Annotated in this window: 22 protein-coding genes; 8 read left to right on the top strand and 14 right to left on the bottom strand. The window is 47.0% G+C overall.

All coding sequences use genetic code 11. The annotated features are described in order from the left end of the window. Window positions 1–3 precede the first annotated feature (3 nt). The 13 genes from maiA to pspA form a co-directional block, all read right to left on the bottom strand. Window positions 4–642 carry a maleylacetoacetate isomerase gene (maiA, locus tag BFR57_RS09635; protein ID WP_071463910.1) on the bottom strand — a complete coding sequence of 213 codons (639 nt, stop codon included), beginning with the start codon at window positions 640–642 and terminating at the stop codon, window positions 4–6. Between the two features lie 2 nt (window positions 643–644). Beyond that, on the bottom strand, window positions 645–1667 hold the full coding sequence (locus BFR57_RS09630) for a fumarylacetoacetate hydrolase family protein (RefSeq protein WP_071463736.1): 1023 nt from the start codon (window positions 1665–1667) through the stop codon (window positions 645–647). A gap of 6 nt (window positions 1668–1673) precedes the next feature. Beyond that, complete coding sequence (locus BFR57_RS09625; RefSeq protein WP_071463735.1) at window positions 1674–2804, bottom strand: homogentisate 1,2-dioxygenase; 1131 nt, start codon at window positions 2802–2804, stop codon at window positions 1674–1676. Beyond that, entirely contained in the window at window positions 2797–3870 is a 1074-nt protein-coding gene (hppD, locus tag BFR57_RS09620) for a 4-hydroxyphenylpyruvate dioxygenase (RefSeq protein ID WP_071463734.1), read from the bottom strand. The genes BFR57_RS09625 and hppD overlap by 8 nt, the downstream gene beginning before the upstream one ends. A gap of 250 nt (window positions 3871–4120) precedes the next feature. Beyond that, a complete protein-coding gene (tyrR, locus tag BFR57_RS09615; protein ID WP_071463733.1) occupies window positions 4121–5680 on the bottom strand; it encodes a transcriptional regulator TyrR in 1560 nt (519 codons plus the stop codon). Window positions 5681–5808: 128 nt separating this feature from the next. After that, window positions 5809–6147 carry a 4a-hydroxytetrahydrobiopterin dehydratase gene (locus tag BFR57_RS09610; protein ID WP_071463732.1) on the bottom strand — a complete coding sequence of 113 codons (339 nt, stop codon included), beginning with the start codon at window positions 6145–6147 and terminating at the stop codon, window positions 5809–5811. A gap of 20 nt (window positions 6148–6167) precedes the next feature. Next, window positions 6168–6962, bottom strand: coding sequence for a phenylalanine 4-monooxygenase (phhA, locus tag BFR57_RS09605; RefSeq protein ID WP_071463731.1), 795 nt, complete (start codon window positions 6960–6962; stop codon window positions 6168–6170). Window positions 6963–7022: 60 nt separating this feature from the next. Next, a complete protein-coding gene (gene megL, locus BFR57_RS09600) occupies window positions 7023–8246 on the bottom strand; it encodes a methionine gamma-lyase (RefSeq protein ID WP_071463730.1) in 1224 nt (407 codons plus the stop codon). Window positions 8247–8403: 157 nt separating this feature from the next. Next, the gene (locus tag BFR57_RS09595) at window positions 8404–9381 is read right to left on the bottom strand and encodes a TIGR01620 family protein (RefSeq protein WP_071463729.1); all 978 of its coding nucleotides are present in this window, start codon (window positions 9379–9381) and stop codon (window positions 8404–8406) included. Beyond that, window positions 9378–10742 (bottom strand): YcjX family protein, encoded by a 1365-nt coding sequence (locus BFR57_RS09590; RefSeq protein WP_083405108.1) that lies wholly within the window; start codon window positions 10740–10742, stop codon window positions 9378–9380. Before BFR57_RS09590 ends, BFR57_RS09595 begins: the two co-directional genes overlap by 4 nt. After that, entirely contained in the window at window positions 10739–11122 is a 384-nt protein-coding gene (gene pspC, locus BFR57_RS09585; RefSeq protein WP_071463728.1) for an envelope stress response membrane protein PspC, read from the bottom strand. Before pspC ends, BFR57_RS09590 begins: the two co-directional genes overlap by 4 nt. Beyond that, window positions 11119–11352, bottom strand: coding sequence for an envelope stress response membrane protein PspB (gene pspB, locus BFR57_RS09580; protein WP_006956019.1), 234 nt, complete (start codon window positions 11350–11352; stop codon window positions 11119–11121). The genes pspC and pspB overlap by 4 nt, the downstream gene beginning before the upstream one ends. 23 nt (window positions 11353–11375) lie before the next feature. Next, window positions 11376–12053: a phage shock protein PspA gene (pspA, locus tag BFR57_RS09575; RefSeq protein ID WP_071463727.1), complete on the bottom strand. Its 678-nt coding sequence runs from the start codon at window positions 12051–12053 to the stop codon at window positions 11376–11378. Window positions 12054–12257: 204 nt separating this feature from the next. Here pspA and pspF point away from each other — a divergent pair, with 204 nt between their 5' ends. The 7 genes from pspF to putP are packed head-to-tail and all read left to right on the top strand — an operon-like array spanning window position 12258 to window position 20228. After that, on the top strand, window positions 12258–13352 hold the full coding sequence (gene pspF, locus BFR57_RS09570; RefSeq protein ID WP_071463726.1) for a phage shock protein operon transcriptional activator: 1095 nt from the start codon (window positions 12258–12260) through the stop codon (window positions 13350–13352). Between the two features lie 4 nt (window positions 13353–13356). Continuing rightward, window positions 13357–14979, top strand: coding sequence for an ABC transporter substrate-binding protein (locus BFR57_RS09565; protein ID WP_143441070.1), 1623 nt, complete (start codon window positions 13357–13359; stop codon window positions 14977–14979). Further along, window positions 14976–16004: an ABC transporter permease gene (locus BFR57_RS09560; protein WP_071463725.1), complete on the top strand. Its 1029-nt coding sequence runs from the start codon at window positions 14976–14978 to the stop codon at window positions 16002–16004. Before BFR57_RS09565 ends, BFR57_RS09560 begins: the two co-directional genes overlap by 4 nt. Next, complete coding sequence (locus tag BFR57_RS09555; protein WP_083405107.1) at window positions 15991–16884, top strand: ABC transporter permease subunit; 894 nt, start codon at window positions 15991–15993, stop codon at window positions 16882–16884. The genes BFR57_RS09560 and BFR57_RS09555 overlap by 14 nt, the downstream gene beginning before the upstream one ends. A 1-nt stretch (window position 16885) precedes the next feature. Continuing rightward, entirely contained in the window at window positions 16886–17878 is a 993-nt protein-coding gene (locus BFR57_RS09550; RefSeq protein WP_071463724.1) for an oligopeptide/dipeptide ABC transporter ATP-binding protein, read from the top strand. Next, entirely contained in the window at window positions 17875–18687 is an 813-nt protein-coding gene (locus tag BFR57_RS09545; RefSeq protein ID WP_071463723.1) for an ATP-binding cassette domain-containing protein, read from the top strand. The genes BFR57_RS09550 and BFR57_RS09545 overlap by 4 nt, the downstream gene beginning before the upstream one ends. A gap of 17 nt (window positions 18688–18704) precedes the next feature. Beyond that, a complete protein-coding gene (putP, locus tag BFR57_RS09540; protein WP_071463722.1) occupies window positions 18705–20228 on the top strand; it encodes a sodium/proline symporter PutP in 1524 nt (507 codons plus the stop codon). Window positions 20229–20311: 83 nt separating this feature from the next. On the opposite strand, the gene rssA is transcribed toward putP, so the two are convergent. After that, window positions 20312–21286 carry a patatin-like phospholipase RssA gene (gene rssA, locus BFR57_RS09535; RefSeq protein ID WP_071463721.1) on the bottom strand — a complete coding sequence of 325 codons (975 nt, stop codon included), beginning with the start codon at window positions 21284–21286 and terminating at the stop codon, window positions 20312–20314. Window positions 21287–21373: 87 nt separating this feature from the next. On the opposite strand from rssA, the gene BFR57_RS09530 reads away from it, so the two are divergent. After that, window positions 21374–22588 carry an EAL and HDOD domain-containing protein gene (locus BFR57_RS09530; protein ID WP_071463720.1) on the top strand — a complete coding sequence of 405 codons (1215 nt, stop codon included), beginning with the start codon at window positions 21374–21376 and terminating at the stop codon, window positions 22586–22588. Window positions 22589–22601 lie beyond the last annotated feature (13 nt).

The raw sequence follows: 22601 nt of genomic DNA, 5'->3' as shown, positions 1-22601 counted from the left end.
CCTTTATTGTGCGTCGGGTTGATTTTCCGGTAAGGCTTGTTGAACCGCATCCAGCTTTAATAAATTGCTGTGTACACGCAATAGATTTGGATAGTCGTCTAGCGGCACGTTAAACCGAACTGCGTTGTAGACTTGCGGCAACAAACAAATATCTGCCAATGTTACCGAATTTCCAAAGCAATAATCACCTGCATAATCGGCAAGACGCTGTTCAAATGCGGTAAAGCTCTTCTTGACCCAGTGGTGGATCCACTCAACTTTCTGTTCATCACTGCATTTAAGCGTGCCCGTCAAATATTGCAATACACGCAAGTTGGTTACGGGTTGCAGCTCACACGCTAGATCATAGGCGAGCGCACGCACTTGCGCTTTGGCAACATGTTCCGCGGGTAACAAAGGATTATCGGGGTAACAATCATCGAGATATTCGAGAATGGCTAGCGACTGGTTGAGTTTTACGTCACCGTCAATCAATGTCGGGACGAGTTCAGAAGGGTTTAGTTTCCGGTACGCTTCACTATGTTGCTCACCGCCATCTTTGACTAGGTGAACCGGATGATAAGTATAGTCGCACTGTTTAAATGCGAGTCCTAAGCGCACACGAAAACTGGCGCTTGAGCGCCAGTATCCGTAAAGTTCCATCATTATTGCGGTCCTTTGTATTGCACCACTTTTTGGTCGATAGCGCCGAAGATCGACTCGCCATCGGCATTTTTCATTTCAAAATGGATGGTATCACCAAAGTCCATAAACTTTGTTGTGGGCTGACCGTCACGAATAGTTTCGATCATACGCACTTCTGCGATACAGCTATACCCTACGCCACCTTCGGCGATCGCGGTCCCATGATCGGTGCCCTGCTTATTGGATACTGTACCTGAACCAATGATTGCACCGGCACCCAAATGGCGAGTTTTTGCTGCGTGAGCAACCAACTGCGCGAAGTTAAATGTCATGTCTTCGCCCGCGTTAGGTTTACCGAAAGGCTTTCCGTTATATTGTGATAACAGCGGTAAATGCACTTTGCTGTCTTGCCATGCGTCACCCAACTCGTCCGGCGTGACGGCAACCGGCGAAAATGCAGATGAGGGTTTGCTCTGGAAAAAGCCGAAGCCTTTACCCAGCTCACCCGGAATCAGGCCACGTAAAGATACATCATTGACCAACATCAATAATTTAATGTGTTGGCTGGCATCTTTGGCTTCAATCCCCATAGGGACGTCGTCAGTGATGACTGCGATTTCGCCTTCGAAATCGATGCCCCATTCATTGCTTGCCATCTCAATATCATCGTGAGGCGCGAGAAAATCATCTGAGCCCCCTTGATACATCAAAGGATCTTCCCAAAAGCTCGGTGGCATTTCAGCACCGCGCGCTTTACGTACCAATTCAACGTGATTCACATAAGCGCTGCCATCAGCCCACTGATAAGCCCGTGGTAGCGGTGACTCACATAAATGCTGCTCAAATGTCACAGACCCTTCAACATCACCTTGATTCAGTGATTGATAAACCGCGTCAGCTTTTGGCGCAAGCTCGTCCCAGTTATCAACGAGCTCTTGCATACAACTCGCGATGGCTGGAATGGCTACTGCTTTGGTTAAGTCACGGCTGACGACCATCAGCTGGCCATCGCGCGTACCATTTCGATAAGTTGCTAGTTTCATATTATTCTACTTCTCCTTCCAACTGAACACGTAGTCTGGATTCTCAACACTCATTGCCGCATCGGATGCCTCTAATGCATCACGCGTGTCGAGCATGACTGCGACTTCATCGGTGAATTTCTTTTTATGTTCTAGACCCGCTTTAAAGGCTTTTGGGTGTGGCCCGTGCGTAAAACCTGCCGGATGAAAGGTCACCATACCACGATCAATGTTATCTCGACTAAAGAAGTCGCCTTCGTGATAGAACAACACTTCGTCATAATCATCGTTATTATGATAAAACGGAACTTTAAGCGCGCCTGGGTCACTTTCGATTGGACGCGGAACAAAAGTACACACGACGAAGCGCTCAGCAACAAACGTAGTGTGCGCTGACGGCGGTAAATGATAGCGATGGCTCATCAGCGGGCGAATATCACGCCAATTGAGTCGAACCGGTGCCAAATCGCCATGCCAACCCACCGCATCCAGCGGATTAAACGGGTAGGTAATCACCGAAACCTGCTGGTGACGTTTGACGAAGGTTTGCGTCTGCTCTTCGCTATATTGTGCCTTAAAGGCATCATCAATCGCCGGTGTATCCAGTACCGCCGGATCGAAAATCGCGTGGTTACCGACCAGTCCTTTTTCAGGTAACTGATACGCACCATTCGTCGCTTCGATCATCAACAGCTGCATAGGCTCTTCGGGCGCAATGCGCCAGCTCGTTGAGCGTGGAATGAGAAAGTAGTCGCCTTTAACTAGCTTGATATGCCCGTAATCGCAAAATACATGGCCACTGCCCTCATGAACAAACAATAAGTCATCACCATCGGCATTACGCACCAGGTAGTTCATCTTGCTTTGGCAGTGCCATAAACGAAACTTACAGTTAGCGTTCTCGAGCAGATTATTTACCAACCACGGGTTTTCTTGGTCTAGGTCTTTCAGTTGATTAAAGTCGAAGGCGCGCGGACGCAACGGCCCTTGCCAATCCGACCAACCTGTCGGTGCGTGCTGATGATGGAAATGAGTCGCAGGGCCGAAGAATCCACTTCGACCCGCTTCACGTTCATACATCGCCTGCTCAGGAAAGTCAGCATGAGCCTGCCGTGAATGCGCGCCTTCCTGTTTGGGAAAGCTGATCCACTTACGCATCGCTCAACACTCCTCGACGGATTTGGTCTTCTTCGATACTTTCGAATAAAGCTTTGAAGTTACCTTCACCAAAACCTTCGTTACCTTTACGCTGAATAATTTCAAAGAACACAGGACCAATCACGGTTTGGGTAAAGATTTGCAGCAAGATGCCATCTTTCATCGGCGCGCCGTCGATCAAAATGCGCTGATCACGAAGTGCTTCAACATCTTCTTCATGACCTTCTACGCGCTCATTGATTTTCTCGTAGTAAGTATCTGGCGTGTCCATGAACTCCATGCCGATACTGCGCAAATCTTTTACCGTTTTATAGATATTGTCACTGGTTAATGCAATGTGTTGAATGCCTTCACCGTTATACTCGCGCAGGTATTCCTCGATTTGCGATTTGTCGTCGTGCGATTCGTTAATCGGGATACGAATTTTGCCGCACGGCGCAGTCATTGCACGGCTTAACAAGCCTGTGAGTTTGCCTTCGATATCGAAATAGCGGATCTCACGGAAGTTACCGATACGCTCGTAGAAGCCAGCCCAAGTATCCATATTGCCGCGGAATACGTTGTGGGTAAGGTGGTCAATTTCATATAGACCTGCGGCATGTGACGACATTTTTTCTTGCCAGTCAGGATAGAATTCAAAGTGGTCAGTATAAACGGCCATATCCTGATAGTTATCGATAAAGTACAGTGCACTCTCGCCAATACCGTATACCGCGGGGATGTCTTCAATCACGCCTTGGTCTGCTGGGAATGCTTTCGCACCATTATCTAACGCATGCTCGAGCGCTTTTTTTGCATCCGCGACACGCCATGCCATACCACATACACTCGGGCCGTGCTTTCTAGCGAATTCCTCTGCTTGTCCACCTACTTGTGAATTGATCACGAACTGAATATCGTTTTGCTTATAAAGCCACGCTTCTTTGCTTTTATGCTTAGCCACTTCGGTGAAGCCCAACTTATCAAACAAGTCTTTAAGGGCTGCAATACCTTTAGCATCAGGTGCAGTGTATTCAACAAACTCAAAACCGTCGGTGTTAAGTGGATTATAATTAATGTCGCTCATAACTACTTCCTTCTGTGTTCGATTACATCGGTGTTTTTGTTATATGTAATCGTTACTTTAGGGGGCTTGGCTAAAATGAGCGAGTAAAGCGTGAAAACTACAGAAGGCAGGATGGCTCTAAAGTTTGTAACCTTTTATTTACAAAAAAGGAGAACGCGTTAAGACGCGCTCTCCTCATGGACTCAGATGAATACTCTGTAAAGTTTAATATACAACTTGTCGCGAGGTGTTATAAAAAGTTTACAACGGATTAAGACTGGCTTTTCTTACGCTGCTTACCAATCCCGTAATCGCGTAACTTATTCGCGACTGCTGTATGCGAAAGACCCAACCGGCGCGCCAATTGCCGCGTACTTGGAAAGCTCGGATAAAGGCGTTTAAGCACGGTACTCTCGAATCGACGCACCGCCTCATCCAAACTGATATCTTCAATTTCAATGGCTAACGGATCATCGTCTACTTGCGCTTCGGGTAACTTAACATCATTTGCCTCGAGCACGTCGCCGTCGAGCATAGACACCGAACGGAACATCGTATTTTCCAACTGCCGCACGTTACCTGGCCATTGATAACTCTTAATGCGATCTTTTGCTGAACGACTCAGTCTGACCAAGCTGCGTCCGAGCGATTTACACGCTTGCGAAATAAAGTGTTCAGCCAGTAGCACTGTATCCGCTTTCCGTTCTCGGAGTGGTGGTACATTCAACGCGAGCACGTTGAGTCGGTAATATAAATCCTCCCGGAAAGCCCCCGCCTCAACCAGCTCATAAAGATGATTTTGTGCAGTACATATGACTCGTACATCGACGCTAACTTCTTGCTCCTCGCCGATACGACGGAACACACCGTGCTCTAAAAAGCGCAATAGCTTGGCCTGCAGATTAATCGACATCTCCCCGACTGAGTCCAGTAACACGGTACCGCCAGCGGCTTGCTCTAACACGCCGGTCTTTTTAGCACTGTGTTCTGACAAGCTGCCTGCGCCGTGGCCAAACAATTCACTTTCGGCAACATTATCAGGTAATGCCGCGCAATTAATCGCCAAAAACGGTTTATCGGCGCGCGCTGATGCTTGATGGCATGCCTTTGCTAGCAATTCTTTGCCAACTCCGGTCTCACCCTCAATTAAAAGTGGCGCATCGAGCTCTGCCATGCGCTGTGCTTCTTTGATCACTTTCTTGAATGCCGCGTTTTCAGTCAATAACCGATCAAAGGCAGAGTCGTTTTTATTATTCTGCCACTGAGCGACGTTTGGCTCGGTCTTACACGTTAACACGGCGCCCGCAAATGACCGGCTGCTATCCTCGCCCGTCACCCAAATAGGTAGAATCTGTGCGTAGTACTCGGCATTGTTAATTACAACCGCCTCAAAAACCGGTTCCTTTGGCTGTTTGTCGAGCCAACGCGCGAGCCCAAATCCAGTGATAAATTGTGATAAATACTCACCATTAAGGGTGTCCTTCGGCGCACCTAATAGCTGTGCGGCGGCATCATTAATGATATCGATGCGCCCTTTGATATCGATGGAAATCACCGGATCAGGCAAAGTACTCAAGAGTAAATCAAATTCAAAATGCTCACGCTCAAAAGGCATGTATGGGATGGTTTTCACATCGATAACATTTGGAATTCGACGTATTTGTGGCATTAAGTGGCTGAAGTCTTCAAACGCGAGTTCAGGAAAGTTTAGGTAAATCTTTCCGCGCGGATCAATTTCAATACCTCTTAAATCGATTTCTTGATCGCGAAGTATCTGCAATACATCAAGGCATATGCCCAAACGGTCATCGCAGGTTATCTCTAGTCTCATGTCATTCGTTCAGGTTGAGAGAACTGTAAAGTATATCGTACAGGATATTCAAGCGTGGATACAGGAAAACCCTAGCCGTTGAGCTAGGGTTTTCGACGTTCTATCGAACTATTTGACAAATCTTAAGCTTATTTTAAGATTTCGTCCGTTTTCGCAGCCATGACAAAGTCGTTTTTGTGTAAGCCATTAATTGCGTGGGTCCACCAGGTCACTGTCGCCTTACCCCACTCAGTGATAATTTCTGGATGGTGCTTCTCGGCCTCAGCGATTTCACCGACTTTGTTGGTGAATTCTAATGCTTGGCGGAAGTTTTTGAATTTAAACTCGCGACGTAGCATCATCACACCATCATCGCTCACCGGCGTCCACTCGGGGATCTCACGCATCAGCGATGCCAGCTCATCATCACTGACCTTAGGTGCGTCTGCGTTACACGCTTCACAATGTTCTTGATTCAATGCAGCCATATTAATACTCCTGTTAATTATTATGCCGCGTCTTTAGGCGGGAATTTTGGTTCAAAGAGTCCCAGTTCCATAGCTTCGCGTACTAACGCCATGATATCCATGTCTGAAATCTCAAATAATTCATCGACACTGTTGATGGTGTAGTACACGGGCTGAATAATATCGATCCGATATGGGGTTCGCAGTGCGTCCAATGCTTTCAATGGATGGCGTTCAGGCTTCTCACTGTTCACCGCATATTCGGTTTCCGCCGGTGAGGATAAAATACCGCCACCGTAGATGCGGATGCCCTCGTCCGTTTGTAATAAACCGAATTCGACAGTAAACCAGTATAGGCGTGCTAAGTAAACGCGTTCTTTCGGTGTCGCCGCATAACCCAGTTTGCCATATTGATGCGTAAAGTGGGCAAATGCAGGGTTAGTCAGCAATGGACAATGTCCAAAAATTTCATGAAAGATATCGGGTTCTTGCAAGTAGTCAAACTCTTCCCGTGTGCGAATAAACGTGGCGACTGGGAATTGCTTATTAGCCAATAACCGAAAGAATTCGTCAAATGGAATCAGTGCCGGCACCGCAGCAACCTGCCAACCAGTTTCACGCTCAAGCACTTCATTAAGTTCGTGCAATTGCGGTATACGATCTTTTGGCAAGTCGAGTAGATCTAATCCTTTCATGTACTCATCACACGCTTTGCCTGGAATGCACTTAAGTTGACGATCGACTAAGTCGTGCCAAACCTGATTCTCCTCATCAGTCCAATGGATGATTCCCTCGGCATCGGGCTGTTTGGATACGTAATTACTCTCTTTACCCATGATTATGCCTCTTCTTGCTGTTCTAATTTAAGTGTAGATTAATAATTAAAGTCTGTATGGCTATGCCGAATCACGCCAGCGGCTGGCAACACTATCAAGCGCTTGCTTAAGATCAGCGATGATATCGTTAGCATCCTCTAAACCCACGGCAATACGCAGTAACGTATCGCTAATGCCCGCGGCTTGACGCGCCTCAGGTGTATACGGTGAATGCGTCATGGAGGCTGGATGTTGAATCAAGGTCTCGGCATCACCTAAACTCACTGCGAGTGCAATCATGTCCAGCGCATCCAAAAATGCCCGCGCGCCCTGCTCGTCGCTATGCAGTTCAAACGCAATCACAGCGCCTGCGCGTTGCATCTGCGTACCTACCAAATCGTGTTTGGGGTGGTTTTCTAATCCGGGGTAATAGATTTTTTTGACCAATTCATGCTGCTGCAAGAAACTGACAACTTTCTCGGCGTTATCGCAATGTCGTTGCATGCGAACGTCGAGTGTTTTGAGGCCTCGTAAAATGAGCCATGCATCATGGGGACTCATCGTCGCGCCCATATCTTTCAACGTTGTCATTTTAATATCAGCGATGGTTTCCTCGTCACCACATACAATGCCCGCCACCACATCACCATGACCGTTTAAAAATTTCGTGGCGCTATGAATCACAATATCTGCGCCCAGCGACTTAGGTTGCTGCAACAGAGGCGTCATAAAGGTATTATCAACGATTAGTTTGGCTGCACTGCCACCCATCGCTGTTTTGATTGCGGCAATATCGAGTAGCTTTAGATGTGGGTTTGCGGGCGTCTCAATAAACACAAACCGCGTGTTTTCGCGCAAATGCGCGGTGATTTGGTCTGGGTCAGCCATATCAATAAACTCGGCCTCGATACCAAAACGCTCAAATAACTCGCTGAACAATGCGAAGCTACAGCCGTAAATCGCGTCGGAGACCAACACGTGATCACCTGAACGCACGAGCGCCATGGTGGTCGCCGCAATCGCTCCCATGCCGGTCGCGCTTGCAGCGGCCGCTGAAAAGCCCTCGAGCCCGGCGACGCGAGTTTCTAATTGGGTGATCGTCGGATTACCAAGACGGCTGTATATATAGCCTGGTTCTTCACCGGCAAATCGAGCGCTCCCTTGAGCAGAATGACTAAATTTAAATGTCGATGTTTGATACAACGGAGCGACCAATGCACCCTCAGGATCCTGCGGCGCTTTACCGCCGTGGATGACTTGCGTGGCTAGTTGATGATGTTCCGTTGACTGCTTACCTTCGCTCATTATTCCGTCCCAAAGTCACGACCAAAAAATATTCATTTGTCATATTTTTGTTATGGAACAAGAGTGCATTCAGACGCTATCAAAAGGCAATGCTTCAGCCGCCGACATTTATGCAAGCGGCTGTAACGCTATTTTTCCACTTAACTGGTCTAACCAGCTATAATGAATGGCTGTTTTGGGATGGCGCGTGATCGGGTTTAGTTTTAAACATTGTTGGAAACTGTTTTGCCAAATCCTTAACCAACAGCTTTTGCATTGATAGTAAGCTTGGTTTTTGCGTGTGAACGTAGGGTAAGGGTCTGACCAAACGTATCGTTTGCAAACCTAAACGTGCCGTTAGCAATCCCGCGCCTACGCCCTGAGCCGCACGTGCCGAGAGACGTGCAACCAACTCGGTGCTTAACCATTGGCTGCCCATATCAACGATAAGCTCACTCACTCCCGCATAAGCTAAGTTTGTCAGTATATGACGCCATAATTTAATGCGGCTCCAATAGCCAAGTTTCACACCGTAGAGTTGGGACAGTTCGCTGATCATACGTTGGTTGCGCCAAAGCAACAGTAGCATATCAGCCAGGCTGCTTGGACTGATAGCGACCAACGCGGCTGCTTCCAAAGACCACTTACGGATCCGACGCACAGCAGTTTGATCAACTTTAGCTAAAATATCTTGTTCAAAACGTGTCGTAACTTCAGTATCAGTCCAATGCGATTGACGTTGTTGTTGCCATTGTTGTTCTAAGTCGGGTCGTTGCAATGCCCGAATGTGTGATTGCTCATCAAATTGACTTTGCATCCGCCAACGCTGCTTCAGCTTTCTTAATAGCCACCACTCGCGAATAAAAAAGCCAAAGAGCGTCAAACACAGCATCACACTTATCACGAGCCACAAGGAACCAAGCCAGAATGAAGCTTGAAAGGCGGAATAGATGCCAAGTACGGTCTCCGTAAGCACCCCGATCAATACGGCTACTATTGTTACCAGTGCCAATTTTCGCAGTTTATTACTGTCTTTTCGCTGTGTTGATACCGCAATCGTTTTAGCCGCATCCGCATTCATATCTGCGGTCTCGTCCTCAACCGTATCAACGGGCTCGTCAATAGCATAAAACTTTAATTGGCTGTCCTGCTTCACTTCAACTTATCTCCTAACAGAAACTCGAGTAGCTGATCGAGCCGAATGTGCGGTAGGGGCGAATCAGCAGCACTAAAGTGCGGCACGAATTGTGGAAACTCAAAGCCCTGCTGCCATTGATCGGCGTTGGGTAACTGCGTTGGCACCGTTGGCGCGCCAATACGTACTTTTTGATTGTCTTTTAGGTAACCATCTAACACCACGGTACCGTCGCTTAAACGCCCTGCTTTGCTAGTTGCAATCCCGGCCACAGCGAATAGCTCATGCTCGATCCGTTCAAACTGAAAGTGCTGACGTGAACGACGTAACATTTCAGCCAACAATTGATTTAGTGCCTGTTGCCCATCCGGTCCCACATGGTCGACTTTGGAAGCCACCAACGCTACTTTATCAATAGCAGGTGAAATTATCCGCCTTAACAGCGCGTTCTCGCCATATTCGAAACTATTTAACAGACCCGTTAGCGTTTCTATCAGCTCATCAAAGCGCGCCTTCCCTTGTTCGAGCGCGGTGAGCACGTCTACCAGAATGACTTGTCGATTAAATCCTTGAAAGTGATTCTTATAAAACGGTTTGATGACCTGTTCCTTATAACGCTCAAATACGCGCTTTAAATGTTCAAATTGCGTAGCATTTTGATCGCTGAATGGCCAAGGGAAAAACGCCAACACAGGCGCTCCTTCAAGTTGTCCTGGAAGCAAATGACGACCCGGTTGCAGGTTGTAAAAGCCCGCTGCTTGAGCTGATTTTAAAGCTTGCTGATAACCCTGTGCCAGCTCTCGCAGGGTCGTATCAGATACCGATTCATTTTTAAGTTGCGATTGAGCGTGCTGATACCATGACGCAAAATGGTTGGCGCGCTCACCTTGTTGATTCAATTGATTCTGCTGAGCAGACCAAGCGCCGTAATGGCTTTGCAATAACGGTAAGTCTAATAACCATTCACCGGGGTAGTCGACTAACTCAACTACGAGTCGACGCTCATCCATTAGATGTTTAGCAAGACCCGAACGTGGCTGGTATTTAATTTCAAAACGAATTTCACTGACATCACGAGTGGACGACGGCCAACTCGGATGTGCCGAAGTAAGCACTTTCACCGCCTCTTCATACGCGAACCGTGGCGTCGACCAATCACGGTTTTCTATCAGACGACTCCCTAGCAAACGGCCAGAATGCTTAACTTGCCAGAACGCTAACTGCTTCGCATCGTAACCGTTCAACACCTGCTCAAGCATACCGGTAATGAGTGCCGTTTTGCCCGCACCGCTGAGGCCTGTAACCGCCAGTCTAATATGACGATCAAACCCGCGATTAATGAGATCGCGGGTTTGTTGTTGAGTCTTTTTCAGTGAAATCACAGCTGTTTTAGTTCACGATTCAAATTGTACTGTGCCGAAGTCACGTATTTTTCCATCCGTTGCACTTGCTCATCCAACGATTTCAATTCTTGCTCCATTTCTACGACAGCTTGGCTTGCGGGTTTACCACCACCATACACACGTGTCTTGATGTGCATATCATGGTGCCCTTCCGAGCGTGGCTTTTTATCTAAAATTAACCAACCCGCGATATAAAGTATTAAAAAGAAACCTTGAGAGAAAATAAGACCGGTGAAAAAAATCAACCGTACAACCCAAGTTTCGATATTTAAGTAGTCGGCAAGGCCGGCGCAAACGCCGGCGATCTTACCTGTTTCTGGATTACGTTGGAGCTGACGTTTGCGTTCAGTAGCACTCATTTGTGTTCCCTCCAGCTAGGTGAGTCAGCATCTAAGATGCGTTCAAGCGTTTGCACGCGTTCACGCATTTTCTCTACTCGCTCACTCATTTGATTCAGTTGGCTGCGTTCCTCTTCACTGATACCTTGGCTTGCATTACGCTTGCTCTTGTAATGAAGAATCAACCAAATGGGGGCAACAATCACCAAAAATATGATAATCGGCGCCATCAAAAACTCTAGAAAGTCCATATTGCTTCGTCCTAAAGGCTAAGTTATTGACTGTTCTCGTTCTTTTTTGCGTTCATGCGCGCTTTTAAAGCCTCGAGTTCATCAGTCACTTTACTCTCATTTTCGAGCTCTGCAAATTCATCGCGCAAAGTGCGTTTGCCCATATCGTAAGCATCAACTTGAGCTTCAATATCGTCAATTTTAGCTTCATAGCGATCGAACTTCATCATCGCTTCGTCTACTTTGCCACTATCAACTTGTTTGCGCACTTGCAAACGGCTTGAAGCGGTTTTCTCGCGCATTAGGATCGTCTTTTGACGCGCTTTTGCATCGGCCAACTTTTCCTGCAATTGTGAGATTTCATCGTTAAGTTTCGATAAGCTCTCATCAACTCGCTCTAACTCTTGCTGTAATGAGTCAACCGCTTGCTGCGCTTTTTGCTTCTCAATTAACGCCTGTTTTGCCAGGTCCTCGCGCTCTTTAGAGAGTGCCAACTCAGCTTTGTTTTCCCAATCCAATACTTCGTGCTCAACGCGTTGTTGTTGACGTTGTACGTCTTTCTTCTCAGCAATCAAGCGCGCTGATGTTGATCGAACTTCAACTAACGTGTCTTCCATTTCTTGAATGATGAGACGAACCATTTTTTGTGGATCTTCTGCCTTATCAAGCAGTGAGTTGATATTTGAGTTAACAATATCGCTAAAGCGTGAAAAGATACCCATAACTAATACCCCGTAGTGTTAAATACAAATTGGGTCTTACGACCGTGCCAAGATCTATTCAATATCCACGCCAACTTGTATTTAGTTTCTAATTTATTGTTTTTGCTTGTTTTTTTTGCTTAATACAATTTTTAGCACTTGCCTTTTTATGTAAATTTGACTAATAATTAGCAAAAATAACTATAAAAATGGAAAAATAATCAAATGAGTCGAAGCCGCCCTTCCGATAATCTTATTGGTCAGTCAAATAGTTTTATCGAAGTCCTCGAGCACGTGTCTCAGGTTGCCCCTTTGAGCAAGCCTATCCTCATTATTGGTGAACGCGGGACAGGTAAAGAGCTGATTGCCGCACGATGCCACTATCTGTCTCAGCGTTGGGACCAAAAATACGTCACGCTGAATTGTGCCTCGTTAAACGATAATTTGCTAGAGAGCGAGCTCTTCGGTCATGAATCAGGAGCCTTTACTGGAGCCTCAAAACGTCATGAAGGACGCTTTGAGCGTGCCGATGGCGGCAGCTTATTTTTGGATGAGCTCGCCAACACCTCGATGCTAGTACAAGAAAAGCTATTGCGAGTTATCGAATACGGTGAGTTTGAGCGTGTGGGTGGCACCCGTCCCATCAAAGTGGACACCCGACTTATTGCCGCGACCAACGAAGATTTACCAAGCCTGGCGGCGGCTGGAAAATTCCGACATGACTTACTCGACCGTTTAGCCTTTGATGTGATTACCTTGCCGCCTCTACGCCATCGCCGCGAAGATATCATGATATTAGCCGAGCACTTTGCGATTAATATGGCGCGCGAATTAGAATATGAACTATTCAGCGGCTTTAGTGAGCGCGCTAAACGCGCGCTATTGGACTATGACTGGCCTGGTAACGTGCGTGAGCTAAAGAATGTAATCGAACGCAGTGTCTATCGAACGGGCAATGGTCATATTCCAGTAACCGAAATTATCTTCGATGCCTTTGATAGTCCATTCCGTCCACAAAGCCATACGCCGCTTCGTGAGACAAGCAGCACACCTGTCACACAACCAGAACCAAGCCACGGCTCAAACGATGATGAAACGCACGCTGACCAGGATGTAAGCGACACGGCGCCGCATCGAATTAATTTAGAAAACCCCATCGACTTGAAAGAACAATCGCAACAATTTGAGATTCAATTGCTGACCGAAGCCCTGAAATTATGTCAATATAACCAGAAGCGCACGGCAAAGCATTTAGGTTTAACTTATCATCAATTGCGTGGCTATCTGAAAAAGTACCAATTGCTCGAGGGAACGCAATAATACAATGTCTAAACAGTCGATTTTAGTCACTGCTTTTACTGGCTTCTTTTTATTAAGTTGCAGTGAGCAGACAGATGTCCCGGAACCGTTGCAAAACGGGCTTATATATTGCTCTGAGGGAAACCCCGAGAGCTTCAATCCGCAGCGGGTCACTTCAGGTACTACCGTCGACGCCACCGCCTCACAATTATACGACCGATTAATCGATTACGATGCAGAGCAGCAAGCTTTCGTCAGCGCTTTAGCAACAGACTGGCAAGCACTCGACAATGGCCAGCGCTACCGCTTTAAGTTGCGCCGAGGGGTTACTTTTCATAGTACCGATTATTTTACGCCTACACGTACTTTTAATGCAGACGATGTGGTGTTTAGCTTTCGTCGCTGGCTTGATACCGAAGCACCATACCATTCAGTCGGCGGAGGCTTTTATCCTTTCTTCGCAGCGACCGGGCTCGATCAACTTATCAGTGATGTTGAGAAAGTCGACACCTACACTGTAGATATCGTGCTTACCCATCCAGATAGTTCATTTTTAGCGAATCTAGCCACCGACTTTGCGATAATTTTATCGAAAGAGTATGCCGATCAATTAACTGCGAACGATCAACAAGCACTCATTGATAAGCAGCCAATTGGCACCGGCCCATTTAAGTTCGTGGCGTTTAAAAAGGATTACCATATTCGTTACCAGCGCCATGAAAACTACTGGCGCCAAGGACCAGAGATTGAACGATTAGTTTTTTCCATCACACCTAACGCAAATAAGCGGATGCTTAAGCTGGTGACCGGCGAGTGTGATGTGATTCCGTATCCTTTGGTGAGTGAGTTAAAATCGCTCAACCGGGAAGAAATTGAAGTGCGCTCTGAAGTAAGTCCGAACGTTTCGTTTTGGGCATTTAACACGCAACGTCCACCTTTTGACGATCCGCAAGTACGCCAAGCACTCAGTTACGCGATCAACCGCAAGGCGATTATTGATACCATATATTATGGTAACGCTGAACTTGCCGAATCAATTCTTCCGCCCACTTCATGGGCGTCTACCGATGCCGAGCTTGAGTATCAATATAACCCAGAGAAAGCGCGTAAAATGCTCCGTGAAGCGGGCATTCAACCAGGATTCAAAATGGACATTTGGGCGATTCCGGTTCAGCGGGTCTATAACCCTAATGCTCGCCGAATGGCTGAACTGATGCAGTCTGATTTAGCCGAAGTTGGCGTTGATGTGCGCATTATAAGTTATGAATGGAATACCTTTAGACGACGTCTAAGCCGTTCCGAACATGATTCTGTACTTATCGGCTGGTATGCAGATAACGCCGATCCAGATAACTTTTTCCGCCCGTTGCTAAGCTGTGCTGCGGTCGCCAGTGGCAGTAACCGCGCCAACTGGTGCCACACCGGTTTTGACCAAATTCTGTATCAAGCCATCTCAACCACTGATAACGCAGAACGAAAGCAGTTATACCACGCTGCCCAACAGTTGTTGATGCAACAACAGCCTTTGTTGCCGATAGCCCACTCAATGCGCTATCAGGCACAACGCGAATATGTAAAGGGTGTTGAACTGCCCCCTTACGGCGGAATTAGTTTCCGCTTAGCAGGTAAGGAGCAACCCGCCCAATGACACGTTACCTGATGACTCGCCTGTTTTATTTTTTCCTCGCACTATTAGTGCTGAGTGTCGTGACCTTTGCTCTCAATTGGCTTTTCCCTGGTGATCCGCTTACCAATATGAGCGGGATACGCGAGGGGCAAACGGCTTATGAGGCTGCTTTAACCAGTCGCAGTTTTGACAGTACTATTATCCAGCAATACTTGAATTACCTCGAGCACATTGTTCGACTTGATTGGGGGCTATCACTCTCAACGGGCACGGGTGTTTGGCAGGATGCAGCCACCTACTTGGTTGTTAGTGCTGAACTTTTACTGTTAAGTTTCTTGGTCGCTGTAGTTGTTGGCATGCCATTGGGTATGCTCGCCGCCAACTACTTCCGCCACAATATCGATAAATTCATTTTGACCAGTGCCATGACGGGATACTCAATACCTGTATTCTGGCTGGCTCAGTTGCTTATTTTATTGTTTGCGGTGCAAATCGAGTGGTTACCCATCACCGGACAGATCAATCCATTGTATGCTATCGATTCTGTTACGGGCTCGGTCATCATTGATATTCTGCTGAGCGATAGTCAATATAAACTCGCTGCATTACAGGACGCCACTTTGCATTTGATACTTCCTGTGCTGACATTATCTAGCTTACCATCCATGTTGTTACTGAGAATTACCCGCAACCAAACCATTGAAGTACTGCAAAAACCTTATGTAAAAGCAGCACGAGCGCGCGGATTGAGTCAACAGCGCCTGCTGTTTAGGCATGCTTTGCCCAACGTTTTACAGGACGTTCTGCCACAAATGACGTTTATTTTTGGTTTAATGATGGCGAACTTGGTGATTGTTGAACATATTTTTAACTGGCCTGGAGCGGGCGCATGGTTGCTAAAAGCAATTATTGAGCGTGATTATCCCATTATTCAGATGGTGCTATTTACACTAATGGCACTGATACTAGTGCTTAACTTACTTGTTGAAGTTTACCGTGGCTGGCGTTTCCCAATGACTCGAGAAGAGCGATATGGCGGATATTGAACTGTATTATCAAGAGCGCAATCCATCGCCTCTGCAGTTGGTGTGGTTTGCCTTTAAACGTCGGCTAGCTCCGATGATCTCACTGTGGCTGCTCGGTAGCCTATTGTTACTGGTTATTTTAGCCCCAGTAATCACTCCTTATTCCGCGAACGTTCAGTTTGTCGATGCCATTTCCTTACCGCCAAGCTGGACGCATGACGGTAATATGCAGTTTTTGTTTGGTACTGACGACTTAGGCAGAGATATGCTATCGCGACTACTGATTGGAGGACGCTTCAGCTTTGGCCTACCTATCGTCATTGTTATCTTAGCTTCAACCGTGGGTATCTTCATCGGCGCCATGGTGGGCGCAGATACCCAATCTAAGTTGCGCATCTTAGGTCGTACACTGGACCGGTTACTAACAATCCCCTCGTTTTTGTTAGCTTTAGTGTTGATCGCCATACTGGGGGCCGGTTTAGGTAATGCAATTATCGCAATTACATTGTCGTTGATTCCCCAATTCATCTATGTAACACGCAACGCGGTTTACCAAGAGTGGCAAAAAGATTATGTCACCGCATCACGTTTGAACGGTTGCAGTAACACGTACTTGATGTATCGCGTCATTCTACCCAACATCACCCCAAGCTTGGTTATGCAACTGACGGTCGCATTGTCTGTCGCAATTATGGATATTGCCGCGCTCAGCTTCTTAGGTCTAGGCGTGCAAAGCCCAACACCTGAATGGGGTAGTATGTTGGCACGCAGCTTGGACGAGGTATATTTGTCGCCTTGGAGTATGGTGCTTCCTGGGATATCACTATTTGTCACCATAATGGCCATTAATGTCGTCGGTGACAGCTTACGCCGTGCCATCAAACAACGCATGGATACCTGATATGGACCTATTAGATATTCGCAATCTGACTATCGAGATGGACGGCCCTCATGGCCGAGTGCGTGTTCTCGATAAGGTCAGCCTGCAGCTTAAAGAGGGTGAAGTGCACTCATTGGTCGGCGAGTCCGGCTCGGGTAAAAGTTTGCTCGCAAAAGCAGTGATTGGTGTATTGAATCCACTATGGGACGTCACCGCTGACCGCTTATGGTGGAACGGAAAAGATCTGCTAGCGATGACGCCAAAGCAGCGCCGTGCAATTACTGGGCGTGACATGGCGATGATTTTCCAAGATCCCCTCGCCTATCTCGATCCAAATTCGACGGTAGCAGAACAAATCACTGAAGCTATTCCTGCGGGCGACGTGACCGGCACGTTTATGCACCGCCGCATTGATCGCAAAACACGCGTAGCGCAGTTGCTACACCGCGTCGGCATTCGTGACCATGACGCAATTATGCAAAGCTATCCCTATGAGTTATCGGAAGGCGTTGCACAAAAGGTAAGTATCGCTATAGCGATAGCTCACCGTCCTAAGTTATTGATTGCCGATGAACCCACGACCGCGATGGAGCCATCCACTAAGGACCAGATCCAACGTCTACTAGGTAAACTAGCAGTCAGTCAGAACATGTCGGTACTTTTAATTACGCAAGACGTGGCGTCGATCTTACCCGCCACGCAGCGAGTTTCTTTGCTCTACTGCGGACAAATGATGGAGCATGGTGATACTGAAACTATTTTAAATCGCCCTGCTCATCCTTACACCGATGCAATGATAAAGATGAGCCTGCAAGCGCACGCTGAACTGGACCCAAAATCTAAATTACCGAGTTTACCGGGTGCGGTTCCCACATTGCGTCATATGCCCATCGGTTGCCGGCTTGGCCCCAGATGTCCTTACGCACAAAAGCAATGCGTTAAGGCGCCACTGGTACGCCATCGTGAAGAGCAAAGTTATTACTGTCATTTTCCGCTAAATGAGCCAGAATCATGAGCCACTTACTAGAAGCTGTCGACTTATTTAAGACCTTTAGGCCTCGCAGAGCTTGGCCTTGGAGTAAAAAGTCAGTGGCGTTAGAACCTACGTCTTTTACCCTTGAGGCAGGCCAAACCCTGGCCATTATGGGTGAAACAGGTTCTGGTAAATCAACGCTTTCTAAGATTATCGCAGGCGTTGAGGCACCGACTGGCGGCGAACTTTATTTAAATGGTCAAAAACTTAACTACGCTCAATCTAAGCGTCGGTGCCAAAACATTCGCATGGTTTTTCAAGACAGCGATAAGTCTCTAAACCAACAGCTAACGGTTGGACAACAACTGGAAGAGCCGCTTTTATTTAATCGCGATATGCCCAGTAGTGAACGAAAACAGCTGATTAATAGTACGTTACGTAAGGTGGGGTTGTTGGCGGAACACGCGGCCTTTTATCCGCACATGTTGTCGACCGGACAAAAGCAGCGGGTGGCAATAGCGCGCGCCATTATCCTTGACCCGCAAATCGTCGTAGCTGACGAAGCATTGGTCGCACTGGACCCATCTGTTAGAGCACAAATTATTAACTTAATGCTCGATCTTCAAAAAGATATGGGTATTTCATACATTATCGTGACACATTCGCCACAAATCGTGAAACATATTGCTGACAAGATCTTAATTTTATATCGTGGTAAAATGATCGCGTTTAATGAAACAGAACGTTTATTAACAGAGAAGCAACAACCTTACATTGAAGCGTTGTTGCACGAACACTTAACGAATCATTCTCAAATAACCGGTAACTCGAGCGCTAAGGTTACCGAATAACAAGACAGGAGTTTAATGTGGAAACAGGTACTCTGATATCGCTAGCGCTGTACTTTATGGTCATGCTAGGCATTGGCTTATATGCTTATAAAAAATCAACGGATTCTGTATCAGGCTATATGCTAGGTGGTCGTGGATTGGGACCGGCTGTGACAGCGCTGTCTGCAGGTGCGTCTGACATGAGTGGTTGGATGTTGATGGGTCTACCCGGAGCGATTTATGTTGCCGGCGTATCGCAACTATGGATTGCTGTGGGTTTGGTCATTGGCGCTTATCTCAACTACGTCATTGTCGCGCCACGACTGCGTACGTACACTGAAGTTGCAGATGATGCGATTACCATTCCGGATTATTTTGCTAACCGTTTTAATGATAAAGGACGTGCATTACGTATATTCTCGTCAGTCGTTATCATTATCTTCTTCACCCTTTACACGTCAGCGAGTCTGGTTGCAGGGGGTAAGCTATTCGATAGCTCCTTTGGCATGGACTACACCACCGGCTTGTGGGTAACCGCCGGTGTTGTCTGTGCATACACCTTATTTGGTGGCTTCCTCGCAGTCAGTATGACCGACTTTGTGCAAGGCTGTATCATGTTTGTCGCACTGGTACTGGTGCCTATTGTCGCCTTTGCTGAGCTCGGTGGTTACAGTGATGTGGTCGGTCAAGTCAAAGATATTAATCCGCAGTTCCTCGACTTCTTTATGGATGGTTCGACTGGCGAGAGTCTTGCGGCACTCGGCATAATATCCCTGCTCGCCTGGGGTCTGGGGTACTTTGGTCAACCCCACATTATCGTGCGCTTTATGGCGATCCGCTCAGTCAGTGACATCAAGAACGCGCGTCGCATTGGTATTAGCTGGATGTTCGTTTCAATCATCGGTGCAATGGCGACAGGCTTTGTTGGTATTGCCTATGTCGCGGAAACTCAAATGACACTGAACGATGCGGAAACGATTTTTATCATTTTCTCACAGTTCTTGTTCCACCCACTCATTAGTGGCTTCCTGTTAGCAGCGATTCTTGCGGCTATCATGAGTACCATCTCTTCGCAGCTGCTAGTAAGCTCAAGTTCACTCACCGAAGATTTCTATAAAGCGTTCCTACGTAAAGATGCTTCGGAGAAAGAGTTGGTAGCTGTAGGCCGTATCTCGGTACTCGTGGTTTCATTGGTTGCTATTTGGCTGGCTTGGAATCCGGAGAACACCATTCTTTCGTTAGTGTCTAACGCATGGGCAGGCTTTGGTGCCGCATTTGGTCCAGTCGTTATCCTCAGCTTGTTCTGGCGCCGCATGAACCGTCATGGTGCCCTAGCAGGTATGCTTCTCGGTGCAATCACAGTACTTGTTTGGATTTATGGTCCAACCGTTGGCGGTGAGCACCTCAGCGCATACGTGTATGAGATCGTACCGGGATTCATCATCTCAACCATCGCTATTATTGTCGGTAGTTTGGTAACCGCAGAGCCGGATCAAAACCTCCGTGATAAGTTCGATGAGATGGAAAAAATCATGGACGACCATTACCACACTGCGAAGTAAAACGCTGTATTGATACATTGCAGTCAGATACTAAAAAGCCACCTTAACGGTGGCTTTTTTTATAGTGTTGATAAAACAAAGGTTCAACCTCGGCGTTCTGCGAACAGCTGAATTTCTTCCATAATCAAACTTTCCATACGTTTGGTGGTTTCGTAACCGATTTCAATACCTTCGTTACCTCGATCAAACTCCATAATACCGATATGACCTAATTTAGGTTGAATCAGTATGTCAGGTGGATCCCCTGCCATACGTGCTTTGGTGATACGCTCCTGCATAATGTCGATAGCACCTGACATCACGCTAAACATCCCTGGTGGCTTATTTGGATTCGCTTTAAAACGATCTTTCAGGTTATCGATGTAGTGCGTACTGCTCGACAAGAAATTTTCAAAAAAACCGTGCTCCCCATCTGAGCGCTTTTGCTCCATTTGTTCTTTTTGAACCTGTTCAGCTTCCGTTTGTGGTGGAATTTTGCGACCTCGTTGTTCGACAGCGCGTGAATTTAACTGCGAGTTGAGGTGTACCGCAATTACAAAATCGGCTCCCAGCGCTCGACAAAGCGATACGGGAACGGGGTTTACAAGGCCCCCGTCGATCAGCCAGCGACCATCAAAGGCCGTCGGAGCCAAAACACCTGGCATGGCACATGAAGCGCGCGACGCATCATATAAGTCACCTTTTCGCAACCAGATTTCTCGACCACTGTATAAATCAGTGGCAACCGCACCATAGGTGATTGGCAAATCTTCTATCTTTTTAGCGCCAAATTGCTCCCGCGCCACATTAAATACTTTTTCGCCACCAATTAGGCCACCTTGGTTAAAACCAAAATCAAGAAGGTTCCAAACTTCCCAGCGACCCATGTTGAGCACCCAGTCTTCGATTTCCTCCAAACGACCGGATGCGTAGCCTGCGCCGACAAGCGAACCGATAGAGGTGCCTGCCACCATATTAATATGCACACCCATTTCTTCTAACGCTTTTATAACACCGATGTGAGACCAACCGCGAGCTGCGCCCGATCCAAGTGCGAGCGCTACTTTCACTTCTGACATTTAGCGACTTCCCAATGATTAACAATGTGAGTAAACTGTACAAACTATCATCTAGGATAGAGTATTTATAAGCTCGGAGTCTACTCAGTGTTCTTTTACGTTGCACGGCAACCCATCTTAACTCACGACAAGCATTTATACGGTTATGAACTGCTATTTAGAGATGGTCCTAATAACGCGTTTCCTAATGTAACCTCTGATGAGGCAACATTACGTCTTGTTGATGGTGGTGAGTTCAATACTGGGATCCGCGAGCTAACGGATAATCATCACGCGTTCGTAAACTTTTCCGAGCAAGCGATTATCGATCATTTGCCTCGTTTACTGCCCTGTAAAGGCACGGTTGTTGAATTACTCGAAACTGTTTCGCCTTCAGACTGTGTATTCGAAGCAGTTAAGGAACTTAAATCCGAAGGCTATCAAATTGCACTCGATGACTTTGAGTATTCAGAACAATGGCAACGGTTTTTACCGTACATTGATATCATCAAAGTCGACTTCCAAGCATTATCGATTGCTCAGATTCGTCAAGTACTTAAACAACTACGCGCGTTTAACGGCCAATATCTTGCCGAAAAAATAGAAACGCCGGACGAGTTTTCGCAAGCGCGCGAGTTAGGCTTTAGCCTATTCCAAGGTTATTTTTTCGCGCGTCCAGAAATGATGCAACGACGCGCATTAAGCTCATCTCAAACCGTGTGTATGCGCTTGCTAGAACTCACCAGTGATGCCAACTACCAGGTTGATGCTATCGCTGATTTAATAGAGCAAGATGTTGGATTGACCTATAAGCTGCTCAGGTTTGTTAACTCAGCATTTTTTAAACGCCAATCAGAAATTCACTCGATCCAGCAAGCTATTGTTAGGCTCGGTCAGGCGGAACTACGTAAGTTTACCGCGTTAATAGCGACGGCAACCCTCGCAGAGGGAAAACCTGATGAGCTCATAAAGCTCTCTTTTGTTCGCGCTCGATTTATGGAGCAGTTAGCGCTACACAATAAAAACTACGGTGCAGACGCTGCAAGTGCATTCCTTACTGGATTGTTATCAAAGCTAGATGCCATGATGGACAACGATTTGAACGCCATCCTCTCAGGCGTCGCCATTGCAGCTGAAATTAAACGTCCGCTTATCGAAGGTAAAGGACCGCTGAGCTTCTTCTTAAAAGCTTGTGAAGCTCTAGAAACAACAGACTGGGCTAAACTTGAGCTGATTGCTGAACGGTTGAGAGTAGAGTCAAAGACACTCGTACTTTATTATCAACAGGCTCAAGCCTGGGCTCGAGAAATTGGGAGACAGTAACTATTAAGGACGT

It is taken from the genome of Idiomarina sp. MD25a (assembly GCF_001870515.1).
Taxonomy (GTDB): Bacteria; Pseudomonadota; Gammaproteobacteria; order Enterobacterales; family Alteromonadaceae; genus Idiomarina.
The sequence above is the reverse complement of the archived record's forward strand: the minus strand, read 5'-3'. Positions and strand labels throughout refer to the sequence as shown.